Consider the following 12589-nt stretch of genomic DNA (forward strand, 5'->3'; position numbering starts at 1 on the left):
CCGCCGTCGCATGGGCGTCCGCGGTCTTCTCGGATGATCGGGTGTGCGACGGTGCACAGGCCGACGGCAGCTGGGGGCCGGGCCGGTAGCGTAGTCGCCATGGCAGCAGGTTCGGCCGATCAGGCCCCGCAGGATCACCCGGCCGTCGAGCGGGCGACGCTCGACAAGGATCCGGCCGAGGTCGCGGCGATGTTCGACGGTGTGGCCAAGCGCTACGACCTCACCAACACGGTGCTCTCCTTCGGGCAGGATCGCGGGTGGCGTCGTAAGACCCGCAAGGCGCTGGCGTTGCGGCCGGGCGACATCGTGTTGGATCTGGCCGCAGGTACCGCGGTGTCCACGGTGGAGCTCGCATCGTCGGGCGCACACTGTGTGGCAGCGGATTTCTCGCTGGGCATGCTCAAGGCCGGTGCCGACCGGGACGTCCCCAAGGTCGCGGCCGACGCGATGGCGCTACCGTTCGCCGACGAGTCGTTCGACGCGGCGACGATCTCGTTCGGCCTGCGAAACGTGCATGACGTCCCCATCGCCCTGGCCGAATTGCGTCGGGTGTTGAAACCCGGTGGGCGACTGGTGATCTGCGAGTTCTCCACGCCCACGTTCGGGCCGTTTCGAACGGTGTACATGGAGTACCTGATGAAGGCCCTGCCCGCAGTCGCGACCAGGGTGTCCAGCAACCCTGCCGCGTATGTCTATCTGGCGGAATCGATCCGGGCGTGGCCCGACCAATTCGGGCTCGGCGACCTGATCCGCGAGGCAGGCTTCGGGCAGGTGCGCTGGCAGAACCTTACCGGCGGGATCGCCGCGATCCACTCGGCCATTCGCTGAGTGGTCGCGGCTCCGACGTGCGGCGCCGCTTCGTCGGCGCCCGCCGACGGGCAGGCCTGTCGGATGGCGGCCGTCAGGGGTACTCGGTTACTCGGCGATCAGGCTGGGTTCTGCTGGATTGCCATGCGGGACAGGGCATCCTGGGGTGAATGTGCCGAGATCCTCGATCTCGTAGCCGTTCGGGTAACCGCGGACCTCCTTGGTCATGCGGCCGAAGAGGGGGTCGCGGCGCGGCGCGGCGAACAGTCGGATCGCCAGGCCGCGGGCCTTGAGTCCGCCGCGAACCAGTACCCGTTCGATCGCGGTCGGTTTCGGGTAGGCGAAGGCGTGCAGGAGGCGATCGTCCATGAGTGCGAACGACATTCGACGCACGACCGCCCGCGGAAGCAGCCGGTACGGCATGAAGGTGCCGAGAAGGTCGAGGGTGGAGTCGGCCACCGCGAGTGACTTCGGGCTGAAGGCGAAGTTCGCGGTCTCATAGCTCTCGTAGAACTCCTTGAAACCCTCGTAGGTCTCCGGGATGTCCTTGATCGCCATGTGTTTTCCGAGTTTCCGATAGTGATTCGTGAGTCCGACCACCTCGTGTCGGGTCAACGAGCGCCACTCGTAGGAATTGACCCACTCCACCGGGCACACCACGAACGTCGACAGCACGTACAGCATGTCGTCGTTGGAGATGTCGTACATGGCGTGCATCTGGTTGATGCGGCGGATGCCGGCGCGCCCGCGCGGACTGTCGAAGCCGTGCTCCACCGGTGCGTCGAGCAGCAGCACCGTGTCGTCGTAGCGCTTCTGGGGGTGTTCGGTGAACTCGCCGGTGTCGTAGAGCAGCTCGCCGATCGAGGGCACCGCATAGGTGCGGAACAGTGCGAAGCTCAGCGACTGGGTGATGCCCCACGGAAACTCGCGGGTGGCGAGACTCTGGGCGACGAGCTGCGCGTCGTCGGACGCGTCGAGGCGGGCGATCTCGCCGCGCAGGCGATACCGGGTGGTGATGCGATCGCGCACGGCAGCACGTGTCCGGGTGACGAGGGTGGAGACGGAGGGCATGGTTGGAACATATCACCAAAATTGTTCCAACGCGTCGTTGGCGGGTAGTTCGCGTGGGGTCGTTTCCGGTCCTGTGTGAGGGCACGCTCACCGGCCCGGGGGTGCGGGTGCACGCTCGGCGCGGGTGAATGTTGTGGTGGCCCGTTCGCGGCTCCGGGAACGGTCGGTGATCGCTTGCCTGCCGCGTCAGTCGAAGGGCGGCCGGTGATCGACGACGGTGGAGACACGTCCCGCGGTACGCCAGGCGCGGGCGACGAGGTCGGCGTCGTCGGGGGTGATGAGGTTGCCCATCACGCGCACCACCATCGACATCAGTCGGGCCGAGCGGATGCCCGGTCGGCCCAGGGTGGGTACGGCCTGGGGGACCGTCAACAAGCCGGCGAGGCGGCGGGCCGCGGAGAACGCGAGTCCGTAGTGGTCGACGAGGATCTCGCGCCACCTGGTGGTGTGGTCGGGTGCGCGACGTGTGTCGTCGAGCAGTTCGATGGCCAGGCGGCCGGTTTCGAGCGCATAGTCGATGCCCTCGCCGTTCAACGGATTCACGCACGCGGCGGCGTCACCGATCAGCATCCAATTCGGTCCGGCCACCCCGCTGACCGCGCCGCCCATCGGCAGCAGCGCCGAAGTGAGGCGTTGCGGAGCGGAGTCGATCGCCCAGTCGTCGGAGACCATGCGCGTGTAGTGCTCCAGGATCGGCCGCAGCGCCATGTGTGCCGGCCGTTTCGACGTGGCCAACGCACCGACTCCCACGTTGAGCATGTCCCGGCCCAGTGGGAAGACCCAGCCGTAGCCGGGCAGCAGGGCATCGTCGGGGCCGCGCAGTTCCAGATGGGACCCCATCCAGTTGTCGTCGGCCCGCCGCGACGACACGTACGCGCGGGCCGCCACACCGTAGGCGGTGTCGCGATGCCATCGGCGGCCCAGTGCCTTGCCGAGTCCGGACCGCACACCGTCGGCGACGATGACCTCGCGTACCGCGATCGGGGTGCGGCCGGTGCCGTCGTCGACGATGACCTCGGCGATCCGGTCACCCTGCATGGTGACGTCGACCGCCTTGGTGCCCTGCACCATGTGCGCTCCCCGGGACACGGCGACGGCGCGCAGCGTGTCGTCGAGTTCAGTACGGGCGACGGCGCTGCCGTAGGCCGGGAACCGTCCCGACGGCCACCGCACCTTCTGCTCGGCGCCCCAACCGTGCAGGGCGAGCCCGTCGATGCGGGGCCGGTCGTCGAGGTAGCCGGCGAGTCCGAGCAGATCGAGTTCGGCAACCGCTCGCGGGGTGAGGCCGTCGCCGCAGGTCTTGTCGCGCGGGAAGGTGGCCGCGTCGAGCAGGACGACGTCGTGACCGGCCGTCGCGGCATGGGCTGCCGCAGCGGAGCCACCAGGTCCGGCGCCGACGACGAGGACGTCGGCGTGCCGAGGTGGCGGCCCCGCGACGGGTGGTCGGGCCGGCTCTGCGTTCCTCGTCGTCGGCGGCTTGCCGTCCTGCGGTATCGCGCTGCTCACCCGACCAGTATGTCGGGGCGGTCGAACGGATAGGCTCGGCAGCACGGCAGCCGACCCTGCAGGGCCGGCGGCGACCGACGACGAGATGGGGCGGCAGAGCGCGTGAAGTCCACATTCGCCGGGCTCGACCTGGGCACCGATGAGTTCGCCGAGACGGTGCGGGGGTCGTTGGCGCAGGTCGAGGACCTGCTGCTGACGGAGCTGTCGTCGGGCGACGACATCATGACGGAGGCGGCCACGCACCTGGCCCGGGCCGGCGGCAAGCGTTTTCGGCCGATGTTCGCCATCCTCGCGTCCCGATTCGGCGCGCGCCCGGATGCCTCCGAGGTGATCACCTCGGCCACCGTCGTGGAGATGATCCACCTCGCGACGCTCTACCACGACGACGTGATGGACGAGGCGCCGATGCGTCGCGGGGCGTCGAGCGCGAACGCACGGTGGAGCAACAGTGTGGCGATCCTCTCCGGTGACTTCCTGTTCGCGCGGGCATCGCGTCTGGTGTCGACGCTGGGACCCGACGCCGTGCGGATCATCGCGGAGACCTTCGCCGAACTGGTGACCGGTCAGATGCGCGAGACCGTCGGCGCGGCTGCGGGGGTCGACCCGATCGACCACTATCTGCGCGTCGTCTGGGAGAAGACCGGCTCGCTGATCGCGGCGGCCGGACGGTTCGGTGCGATGGCCGCCGACGCCACCCCCGACGACATCGAGCGACTGTCCCGTCTCGGCGACATCATCGGCACCGCGTTCCAGGTGTCCGACGACATCATCGACATCAGTTCGGCCAGTGGTGATTCGGGTAAGACACCCGGCACCGACCTCCGTGAGGGCGTGCACACGCTGCCGGTGCTCTACGCGCTGCGTGCCGACGACACCGCGGCGACCCGCCTGCGTGAGCTGCTGTGCGACCCGGCGACCGGCAAGGCCGTCGCGGTGACCGACGACGCGGTCGTCGCGGAGGCGATCGAGGTGCTCAACGCATCGTCGGGGATGGCGCAGGCGCACGAGCGTCTGCACGCCTACGCCGCCGAGGCGCAGGGTGTGCTGGCCGAGCTGCCCGACGGTCCGGCGCACGGTGCGTTGTCGTCGTTGGTGCGCTACACCATCGATCGGACCGGCTAGCGTTCGTCAACGGGTCGAGTGTCGCCGCTGGCCGATCGGCGAGAGCGGCATCGACCCGGAAACTAAGCCGGCGTCTGGTTCGTTTGTCGTAGGAGAACACACCCGGGCGATGGCGCCGGGCCACCCGACAGCGAGGCACAGATGCACTTCAACGGACTGAAGACCGCGGTCATGATGGGCGTGATGTCGGCGATCATCGTCGGCATCGGCGCTCTTTTCCGCAATCCCACCATCCTGGTGGTCGCGGTGCTCATCGCCATCGGCACCAACGCCTACGTCTACTTCAACTCGGCCAAGCTGGCGCTGCGGTCGATGCGTGCACAGCCGGTCACCGAGGTCGAGGCCCCGGTCCTGTATCGGATCGTCCGAGAGCTGGCGACCGCGGCCCGCCAGCCCATGCCCGCCCTCTACATCAGTCCCACCGAATCGCCGAACGCCTTTGCGACCGGGCGTAACCCGAAGAACGCCGCGGTCTGCTGCACTGCCGGGATCCTGCGGTTGCTCGACGAGCGTGAACTGCGTGCGGTGCTCGGTCACGAGTTGTCGCACGTCTACAACCGCGACATCCTCATCTCGTCGATCGCCGGTGCGATGGCGTCGATCATCACCGGCCTCGCCAACTTCGCGTTCTTCTTCGGCGGCAACCGCGACGGCAACGGCCCGGGATTGCTCGGCGTGCTGATGATCTCGCTGCTGGGTCCGCTCGCGGCGACCGTGATCAAGATGTCGGTGTCGCGGTCGCGGGAATACCAGGCCGACCAATCCGGCGCGGAGCTCACCGGTGACCCGTTGGCGCTCGCGTCGGCGCTCGCCAAGATCAGCGGCGGTATCGATCGCGCGCCGCTGCCCGAGGACCCGAAGATCGAGGCCCAGTCGCACCTGATGATCTCCAACCCCTTCCGGGGTGGCGCCGTGGCGAAGCTGTTCTCCACGCACCCGCCGACCGCCGATCGCATCGCGCGTCTGCAGGAGATGGCGCGACGCGGACCGCACGCCGGCCGCTGACGCGGTCGATCGTCCCGAGGCGCCCGGCCGCGTCAACACGTGCCGGCTCAGTCGCCGGGCGACGCGATGCGCTCCAGGATGGCGAGATCGTCGGCGCTCAGCCGCAGACCGGCGGCGGCGATGTTCTCCTCGACGTGTTTCGGATTGCCCGTGCCGGGAATGGCGAGCACATGGGGGCCGCGGTGCAGCGTCCACGCCAACCGGATCTGTGCCGGGGTGGCGTCGTGCGCCGCGGCGACGGTCGCTATCTCGCGGCGCCCGGTGTTGTCGGCAGGGTCGGGGGAGGCGCCCGTCGCGGTCGCGACGGCGAAGAACGGCACGAAGGCGATACCGAGTTCACCGCAGCGCCGGACCAGTTCGTCGTCGGCACGGTCGGTGATCCCGTAGCGGTTCTGCACGCTCACCACAGGGGTGATCTCGGTTGCCTCGGTGAGCTGTTCGACCGTGACGTTGGAGATGCCGATCCCGCCGAGGAGTCCGGCCTGCCGTAGCTCGACGAGCGCGCCGAGGTGGTCGGCCAGCGAACCGGGCGTCTTGTCCATGCTGGTGCCCCAGCGCAGATTGACGACGTCGATGCGGTCGACGCCGAGTTGACGAAGGTTCTCCTCGACCTGGGCGCGCAGTTGTTCGGGCCGGGCCATCGGTTCGAACTCGCCCTCGCGGGAGCGGCTCGGACCGACCTTGGTACTGAGCACCAGGTGCTCGGGATAGGGCTGCAGAGCCGTGCTGATGAGCTCGTTCGAGGAGCGTCGATCGGTGAAGTAGAAGGCCGCGGTGTCGATGTGATCGACGCCGAGTTCCACGGCGCGACGGAGTACGGCGATCGCGTCGTCACGACTTCGCGGGGCGTCCCAGGGCATGCCGCCCAGTCGCATGGCGCCCAGGCCGAGCCGATTGACGGTGCGATCGCCGAGGGGCCAGGTGCCTGCGGCATCGGCGGTCGCCGTGGTGGTGCTCGAGGTTTCTGTGGTCATGACTGCCAGCATGGACCGCGCGGGGTGGCGCGAACCGCGGTTGGCAGTAAGCTGCCAACCCCGCGGGGAACGTCGCCTGCGGCGCACAATGGACGGCATGCGCACCACAGATGCCGTCACGGTCGTGCGTGGCGAAGAGGAACTGTTCCGACGCACCGAGCATTTGTTCGCCTCCGCCACCGACATGGCGTGTGCGGCCAACGACCTGTGGACGTTCAGTTGGGCCCACGGTTCGCGGCGGGAGCCGCCCGAACTGACCGGCCGTGGCCACCCCGGCGACATGCGAATCCGGAAGATCTACCGTGCGGGGATGTTGCTCGACCCGGTGACCGCCCGGCACCTGGCCGACCGCCGGGACCGGCACGGCGCGCAGATCCGCGTCACCGCCGACGAGATCAACGAGACGATCATCGTCGATCAGCGGTTGGTCATACTGGCGGGCAACCGGGTCGCCGGCACGCGCAGCTACAGCGTCATCACCCAGCCCGAGGCCGTGGAGGGCGTGTCGTCTCTGTTCGAGGCGGCGTGGCGATCAGCGACCGACCTGGCCACCTACGACGCGCGTATCGAGGACATCCGTCGGCTGGCACCGCAGGTGCTGGACCTGCTCGGTCAGGGCGTCAAGGACGAGACCGCGGCGCGGCGCCTGGATCTCGGCGTGCGCACGTACCGACGACGCGTCGCCGAACTGATGGAGGCTCTCGGCGCGCAATCACGATTCCAGGCTGGCGTGCGGGCGCGCGAGCTCGGCATCGTCTAGGACCGATCCACTCGGTCCGTCGGCGCCGCGTCAGCGGTAGTTCTGTCAGCGGTAGTTCACGAACTGCAGCGCGATCCCGAAATCCTCGCCCTTGAGCAGTGCGATGACCGACTGCAGGTCGTCGCGCTTCTTGCTCGAGACCCGCAGTTCCTCGCCCTGGATCTGCGCCTTGACGCCCTTCGGTCCCTCGTCGCGGATCTTCTTGGAGATCTTCTTCGCATGCTCGGAGTCGATGCCCTCGACGATCTTCCCGGAGATCTTGAACGTCTTGCCCGACGACGCAGGCTCGCCGGCGTCGAACGCCTTCAGCGAGATGTCGCGACGGATGAGCTTCTCCTTGAAGACCTCGAGCCCGGCCAGCGCGCGTTCCTCGGCATCCGAGGTGATCACGATGGTCTCCTCGCCGGACCAATCGATCCCGGTGTTGGTGCCGCGGAAGTCATAGCGTTGGGAGAGCTCTTTGGCGGCCTGGTTGAGGGCGTTGTCGACCTCTTGGCGGTCGACCTTGCTCACCACGTCGAACGAAGAATCAGCCATGACGGTCAGCGTAGTCGGCGCGCGTACGCACCCGTCAGCGGAGTTGCGAGATGATCTCGGTGAGATCGGGCGCGTGCGCGAACGAGACCGAGTCGGACGAACGCGGCGCGCCCGGCGGCAGGGTGCTCGGCGATGCGGCGACCGCCATCTGCCCGTCCGATTTACGTGACGAACTTCACCGCGCGGCACATTGCTCAACGTTTTGACCAGCGGGTTTGCATGGATACCGTGAGTTCGTTGTATTCTTCACGGCGTTGTTCGAACGACCGGGTAACCGGCCGGAAGAACGGCACGGCAGGTTGCCCGAGCGGCCAAAGGGAGCGGACTGTAAATCCGTCGCGCAAGCTACATAGGTTCGAATCCTATACCTGCCACAACGTGGTAAAACGCTGATATTCGGCGCTCGCCACCGATCGTGACCAGCGATTTGGTGAGCGCCTAGATCTGCGTGTAACCTCGTTAAGGCTCTCGAGCCGCTCACGACACCACGGTGTGAGCGACCCGGGCACGCCCCCTTAGCTCAGTCGGCAGAGCGTTTCCATGGTAAGGAAAAGGTCGACGGTTCGATTCCGTCAGGGGGCTCGCTGGACCTCCAGTCCACATGGCGGTGTAGCTCAGCTGGTTAGAGCGCACGACTCATAATCGTGAGGTCGAGGGATCGAGTCCCTCCACCGCTACTCGAGCGGTTCCGACCAGCACGGAGCCGACGCACAAATGGGCTCCGAGCCCACCGACGTACCACCCGAAAGAAGGCAACGACGTGGCCTCCTCAACAGATGTCCGCCCCAAGATCACCTTGGCGTGCGAGGTGTGCAAGCACCGTAACTACATCACCAAGAAGAATCGTCGCAACGATCCCGACCGCCTCGAGATCAAAAAGTTCTGCCCGAACTGCGGCAAGCACCAGGCGCACAAGGAATCGCGCTGACGAAGCGATCGTCGGCCTTTCCGACACAAGGACTTCGCGGGCTACTTCTCACCGAGAGGTAGCCCGCAGCCATTGGATCGGCACAGCCACGGGATCGGCACAATGGGGGCATCGACCCGAACGGCCCGATTCGTGGCGAACGAAGAGTACGGACGGCAGTACAACCGAGCGGTAGCGACACAGTTGCAACGACGCGCGCAACGTCTACCTGAGTGAACCAGCCCGGATCCTTTGCGAGGATCGGTTCATGAGATTGCAAGCCACATGGATGGCTGAGTGAAGGAGCGGCATCCGATGTCTGTCACCGACACCGAACTCCAGGAGCGGCTCGACGCGCTGAACAACGGCGCCGCGAAGCTCACTCCGCAGGAGATCGCCGACCACACGAGCTCGCTGGTCGGGTTCAACTACACGGTCGACGACTATTACGAGATCGGGCGCGAGGAAGTGCGCAAGCACGCCATGGCCGTGCAGGATGCGCATCCGACCCACTGGGATGAGTCGGAGGCCCGTCGGATGGGTCACGACACGCTGATCGCCGCCCCGACCTACGTTTCGGTGCTCGGCATCATCGCGCAGCGCAAACTCTTCGAGGACGTCGTCACCGGCTACGACCTGTGGCAGATCATGCAGACCGACCAGCGGCTGATCTATCACCAGCCCATGAAGGTCGGCGACCAGCTGGTGTGCGACGTGTCGTTGGACTCCTTCCGTCACGTCACCAGCCCCGAGCTGATCGACCTGATGGTCACCAAGAACGTCATCTGGAACCAGCACGGCGAACCGGTGATGACCACGTACACGTCGTTGGCCGCGCGCCCCGGCATGGAGGTGGCCCCGGAGCTCGCCGAGTCGCTCGACCACGTGATGATGAAGGTCGACAAGACCGGCCAGGTGGGACGCACCGTGGAGCCCGAACCGGGCCGCTACGAACGCCCGGACCCGACCCAGTCGCCGTCGGCGTACAGCGCGATCGACTTCGACACGCTGACCGCCGGCCAGGAGCTGCCCGCCAAGCGTTTCCTGCTCACCCGCGGCAACCTCACGAACTATGCAGGCGTCGCCGGTGATCCCAACCCGATCCACTTCTCCGACCATCTGGTGACCGCTGCCGGGATGGACGGCGTCGTGGCGCACGGCATGCAGACGATGGGGTTGGGCGCCAGCTTCATCTCCGAGTTCATCGGTGACCCGGCCGCGTTCTGCGAGTACAACGTCCGCTTCACCAGCCCCGTGTACGTGCCCGCAGACGACAGTGCCGCGGTCGACTTCACCGGCAAGATCAAGTCGCTCGACCCGGAGACCCGCCAGGGCGTGATCGCGATCGTCGCCAAGCAGGGTGATCGCAAGATCTTCGGTCGCGCGCAGGCCAAGATCCAGTTCAACTGATCCCCAGCACAACCGATTCACAGCGCAACCGATTCACTGCGCAACGATTCACGCCGAGGGGGCACATCCGATGATGTGCCCCCTCGGCGTTTGTCGGGGGTGAGGCCCGTCGGGACGTCGGCGTCAGGTGACCGCGGAGCGTTCGGGAACTGCCGGCGTCGGCGCCGGTGCCACCCGGCTGCGCACCGTGAAGGCGGCACAGCCGATCACTGCGATGCCGCCCGCGACGAGCGCGGCGTCGAGGTGCTCGCCGAGCAGCAGGACCGCCCACGAGACCGACAGCACCGGCTGGACGAGCTGGATCTGACTGACGGTGGTCATCGGGCCGATCGCCAGACCGCGATACCAGGCGAAGAAGCCGAGGAACATGCTGACCGCCGACAGATAGCCGAACGCCGCCCATTGACCGCCGGTCGCGTGGGGGAGGCGACCGGCGAGCGCGATGAGCGTCGCCGGTGCCATCACCGGAACGGCAAGCACCAATGCCCAGCAGATCGTCTGCCACGCGCCGAGTTCGCGTGCCATCCGACCGCCCTGCGCATAGCCGACGGCCGCCAGCACGACGGCCCCGAGCAGGTAGAGATCGCCTGCACCCATCGTCGCCGTCGTGCCGTGGGCGGCCAGCGCGAAGGCGAGGGTCGCGACGACCCCGACCGCGGCTCCCAGCCAGAATCGTCGGCCCGGGCGTTCGCGGGTCCACAGGACGGCCACCACCGCGGTGGCAGCCGGCAGCAGTCCGATGACGATCGCCGAGTGTCCGGCGTCGACGTCGCGTAGGGCCAGTGACGTCAGGACCGGGAAACCGGCGACGACCCCGAGCGACACCGGGATCAGACGCAGCCACTGATTGCCGGTGGGGAGACGACCACCACCGACAGCCAGCGCGACCACCGCCAGCAGTGCCGCGACGACGGCGCGGCCGCAGGCGATCACCATGGGGTCGAGGCCCGCCAGGGCGACGCGAGTCATCGGGAGCGTGAACGAGAACGCGCACACACCCAGCAGCCCCCAGGCGATACCCGGCGATATCACCGGGCCATTCGTGCCGATAGCGCTATCATGTCTATTCATGTCAGACGATAGCAGCGCTCGAATCGTGCGTCATCTGCATACTCTCGCGGCGGCCGCGCAGCCCGGCGACAGATTGCCGTCGACGCGGGCGCTCGCCGCCAGGTTCGGTGCCGGCCCGGTGACCGTGCAGCGCGCACTGACGCAACTGGTGTCGCAGGGGGTGGTCGAGACCCGTGCAGGCCTGGGCACATTCGTGCGACAGAGGGCCGATGAGAGCAGGCCCCCGGACGTGTCCTGGCAGACCGCAGCCCTGGGTCCCGAGCGTGCCGGTCAGTCGCCGGTCGGCTCGTCGATGCGGCAGATCCCGCACGACACCATCGCGATGCACAGCGGTTATCCCGACGCAGAACTGCTACCGATGCGGGAGCTACGCAGCGCGTACGCGCGGCTGGCCCGGGGTGGCGCCGACGATCCGTTCCGACGTCCACCGACCGCGGGCCTCCCCGGACTCCGACGATGGTTCGTCGACGACCTCGGACTCGACGGGTGGCGCGACACCGATGCGGTGATCGCCTCCGGCGGGCAGGCCGCACTGTCGGCGACGTTTCGTGCGCTCGCCGGCCCGGGGGATGCCATCGTCATGGAATCGCCGACCTACTGGGGTGCCATCGCCGCGGCCCGACAGGCCGGACTGGTCATCGTGCCGGTGCCCCGCACCGACGGTGCGCCGAGTGCCGCCGACCTCGACGATGCATTCGCGTCGTCGGGGGCGCGGCTGTGTTACGTGCAACCGACCTTCGCGAACCCGACCGGTGACGTGTGGACGCCTGCGCAGCGTGACGACGTCCTGTCGGTGGTGCGGGCGCACCGGGCGTTCGTCGTGGAGGACGACTGGGCGCACGACCTGGCGATGGACGTCACGCCTCGGCCGCTGGTCTCCGACGAGCCCGACGGCCACGTCGTCTACATCCGGTCGTTGACCAAGAGCCTGTCGGTGACCGTGCGGGTGGCGGTTCTGCTGGCCCGTGGCCCGGCGCGGTCGCGGATCGAGAACGCGCTGACGGTGTCGGATCTGTATGTGTCGCCGATCCTGCAGGCTGTGGCCCTCGACGTCGTGACGCGGCCGGTGTGGCGGCGCCATCTGCAGCACCTGCAGCGAGAGCTGCGCGGCCGACGCGACGTGCTGCTGGCGGCGTTGGCGGCGGGTGCCCCGATGCTCGAGGTGCCGAACCCGCCGCGCGGCGGGTTCAACGTCTGGGTGTCGCTGCCCGCTCACGGCAGCGATGGCATGCCCGCCGATCCGGACGCGGTCGCGGCGCGCACGTTGACGCGCGGGCTGTCGATCTCGCCCGGTGGGGAGTGGTTTCCCACCGAACCGACCGGGCCGTTCGTCCGCCTCAACTTCGCCGCGGCACCCGCGCAGCGATACCCCGACGCGGTGGCCATCCTGGCCGGTGCCCTGTAGCCGGTGGCGGCGCC

General features: G+C 67.9%; 12 protein-coding genes and 3 tRNA genes. 10 read left to right on the plus strand and 5 right to left on the minus strand.

Features of this window, described 5'->3' with window-relative positions:
* Positions 1–99: 99 nt before the first annotated feature.
* Entirely contained in the window at positions 100–828 is a 729-nt protein-coding gene (locus tag AAFP35_RS16345; RefSeq protein ID WP_419222685.1) for a demethylmenaquinone methyltransferase, read from the plus strand.
* Between the two features lie 87 nt (positions 829–915).
* Here AAFP35_RS16345 and AAFP35_RS16350 read toward each other — a convergent pair whose 3' ends face one another.
* Together AAFP35_RS16350 and AAFP35_RS16355 are read right to left on the minus strand one after the other, a co-directional pair.
* Complete coding sequence (locus tag AAFP35_RS16350) at positions 916–1878, minus strand: oxygenase MpaB family protein (RefSeq protein WP_419222686.1); 963 nt, start codon at positions 1876–1878, stop codon at positions 916–918.
* A 186-nt stretch (positions 1879–2064) separates the two neighbouring features.
* The gene (locus tag AAFP35_RS16355) at positions 2065–3384 is read right to left on the minus strand and encodes a geranylgeranyl reductase family protein (RefSeq protein ID WP_419222687.1); all 1320 of its coding nucleotides are present in this window, start codon (positions 3382–3384) and stop codon (positions 2065–2067) included.
* A gap of 102 nt (positions 3385–3486) precedes the next feature.
* Between AAFP35_RS16355 and AAFP35_RS16360 the strand changes: the two genes are divergently transcribed.
* Both AAFP35_RS16360 and htpX read left to right on the plus strand, forming a co-directional pair.
* On the plus strand, positions 3487–4506 hold the full coding sequence (locus AAFP35_RS16360; protein ID WP_419222688.1) for a polyprenyl synthetase family protein: 1020 nt from the start codon (positions 3487–3489) through the stop codon (positions 4504–4506).
* A 141-nt stretch (positions 4507–4647) separates the two neighbouring features.
* A complete protein-coding gene (gene htpX / locus AAFP35_RS16365) occupies positions 4648–5511 on the plus strand; it encodes a zinc metalloprotease HtpX (protein ID WP_419222689.1) in 864 nt (287 codons plus the stop codon).
* A gap of 47 nt (positions 5512–5558) precedes the next feature.
* On the opposite strand, the gene AAFP35_RS16370 is transcribed toward htpX, so the two are convergent.
* Positions 5559–6485, minus strand: a complete 927-nt coding sequence (locus AAFP35_RS16370) for an oxidoreductase (RefSeq protein ID WP_419222690.1) — start codon at positions 6483–6485, stop codon at positions 5559–5561.
* A 97-nt stretch (positions 6486–6582) separates the two neighbouring features.
* Between AAFP35_RS16370 and AAFP35_RS16375 the strand changes: the two genes are divergently transcribed.
* Positions 6583–7245: a hypothetical protein gene (locus AAFP35_RS16375; protein ID WP_419222691.1), complete on the plus strand. Its 663-nt coding sequence runs from the start codon at positions 6583–6585 to the stop codon at positions 7243–7245.
* A gap of 45 nt (positions 7246–7290) precedes the next feature.
* Here AAFP35_RS16375 and AAFP35_RS16380 read toward each other — a convergent pair whose 3' ends face one another.
* Complete coding sequence (locus tag AAFP35_RS16380) at positions 7291–7782, minus strand: YajQ family cyclic di-GMP-binding protein (RefSeq protein WP_419222692.1); 492 nt, start codon at positions 7780–7782, stop codon at positions 7291–7293.
* Between the two features lie 293 nt (positions 7783–8075).
* On the opposite strand from AAFP35_RS16380, the gene AAFP35_RS16385 reads away from it, so the two are divergent.
* From AAFP35_RS16385 to AAFP35_RS16405, 5 genes are all read left to right on the plus strand, one after another.
* Positions 8076–8156: transfer RNA gene (locus tag AAFP35_RS16385), tRNA-Tyr, on the plus strand.
* Positions 8157–8291: 135 nt separating this feature from the next.
* Positions 8292–8364 (plus strand) — tRNA-Thr (locus tag AAFP35_RS16390).
* 21 nt (positions 8365–8385) lie between these two features.
* Positions 8386–8459: transfer RNA gene (locus AAFP35_RS16395), tRNA-Met, on the plus strand.
* Between the two features lie 83 nt (positions 8460–8542).
* Positions 8543–8710 carry a 50S ribosomal protein L33 gene (gene rpmG / locus AAFP35_RS16400; RefSeq protein WP_003929651.1) on the plus strand — a complete coding sequence of 56 codons (168 nt, stop codon included), beginning with the start codon at positions 8543–8545 and terminating at the stop codon, positions 8708–8710.
* A 294-nt stretch (positions 8711–9004) separates the two neighbouring features.
* Positions 9005–10099 carry a fused (3R)-hydroxyacyl-ACP dehydratase subunits HadA/HadB gene (locus AAFP35_RS16405; RefSeq protein ID WP_419222693.1) on the plus strand — a complete coding sequence of 365 codons (1095 nt, stop codon included), beginning with the start codon at positions 9005–9007 and terminating at the stop codon, positions 10097–10099.
* A 123-nt stretch (positions 10100–10222) separates the two neighbouring features.
* Here AAFP35_RS16405 and AAFP35_RS16410 read toward each other — a convergent pair whose 3' ends face one another.
* On the minus strand, positions 10223–11170 hold the full coding sequence (locus AAFP35_RS16410) for a DMT family transporter (RefSeq protein ID WP_419222694.1): 948 nt from the start codon (positions 11168–11170) through the stop codon (positions 10223–10225).
* Here AAFP35_RS16410 and AAFP35_RS16415 point away from each other — a divergent pair.
* A complete protein-coding gene (locus tag AAFP35_RS16415) occupies positions 11169–12575 on the plus strand; it encodes a PLP-dependent aminotransferase family protein (RefSeq protein ID WP_419222695.1) in 1407 nt (468 codons plus the stop codon). The two genes, AAFP35_RS16410 and AAFP35_RS16415, sit on opposite strands and share 2 nt — an antisense overlap.
* The last annotated feature ends 14 nt before the right edge of the window (positions 12576–12589 follow it).

The organism is Gordonia sp. CPCC 206044, assembly GCF_048537895.1.
Taxonomy (GTDB): Bacteria; Actinomycetota; Actinomycetes; order Mycobacteriales; family Mycobacteriaceae; genus Gordonia.

Bases quoted from the DNA above. Each gene is read 5' to 3' on its own strand.
- AAFP35_RS16345 (WP_419222685.1), top strand. From the start codon at position 100: ATGGCAGCAGGTTCGGCCGATCAGGCCCCGCAGGATCACCCGGCCGTC.
- AAFP35_RS16350 (WP_419222686.1), bottom strand. From the start codon at position 1,878: ATGCCCTCCGTCTCCACCCTCGTCACCCGGACACGTGCTGCCGTGCGC.
- htpX (WP_419222689.1), top strand. From the start codon at position 4,648: ATGCACTTCAACGGACTGAAGACCGCGGTCATGATGGGCGTGATGTCG.
- AAFP35_RS16370 (WP_419222690.1), bottom strand. From the start codon at position 6,485: ATGACCACAGAAACCTCGAGCACCACCACGGCGACCGCCGATGCCGCA.
- AAFP35_RS16375 (WP_419222691.1), top strand. From the start codon at position 6,583: ATGCGCACCACAGATGCCGTCACGGTCGTGCGTGGCGAAGAGGAACTG.
- AAFP35_RS16380 (WP_419222692.1), bottom strand. From the start codon at position 7,782: ATGGCTGATTCTTCGTTCGACGTGGTGAGCAAGGTCGACCGCCAAGAG.
- AAFP35_RS16405 (WP_419222693.1), top strand. From the start codon at position 9,005: ATGTCTGTCACCGACACCGAACTCCAGGAGCGGCTCGACGCGCTGAAC.
- AAFP35_RS16415 (WP_419222695.1), top strand. From the start codon at position 11,169: ATGTCAGACGATAGCAGCGCTCGAATCGTGCGTCATCTGCATACTCTC.
- AAFP35_RS16410 (WP_419222694.1), bottom strand. From the start codon at position 11,170: ATGAATAGACATGATAGCGCTATCGGCACGAATGGCCCGGTGATATCG.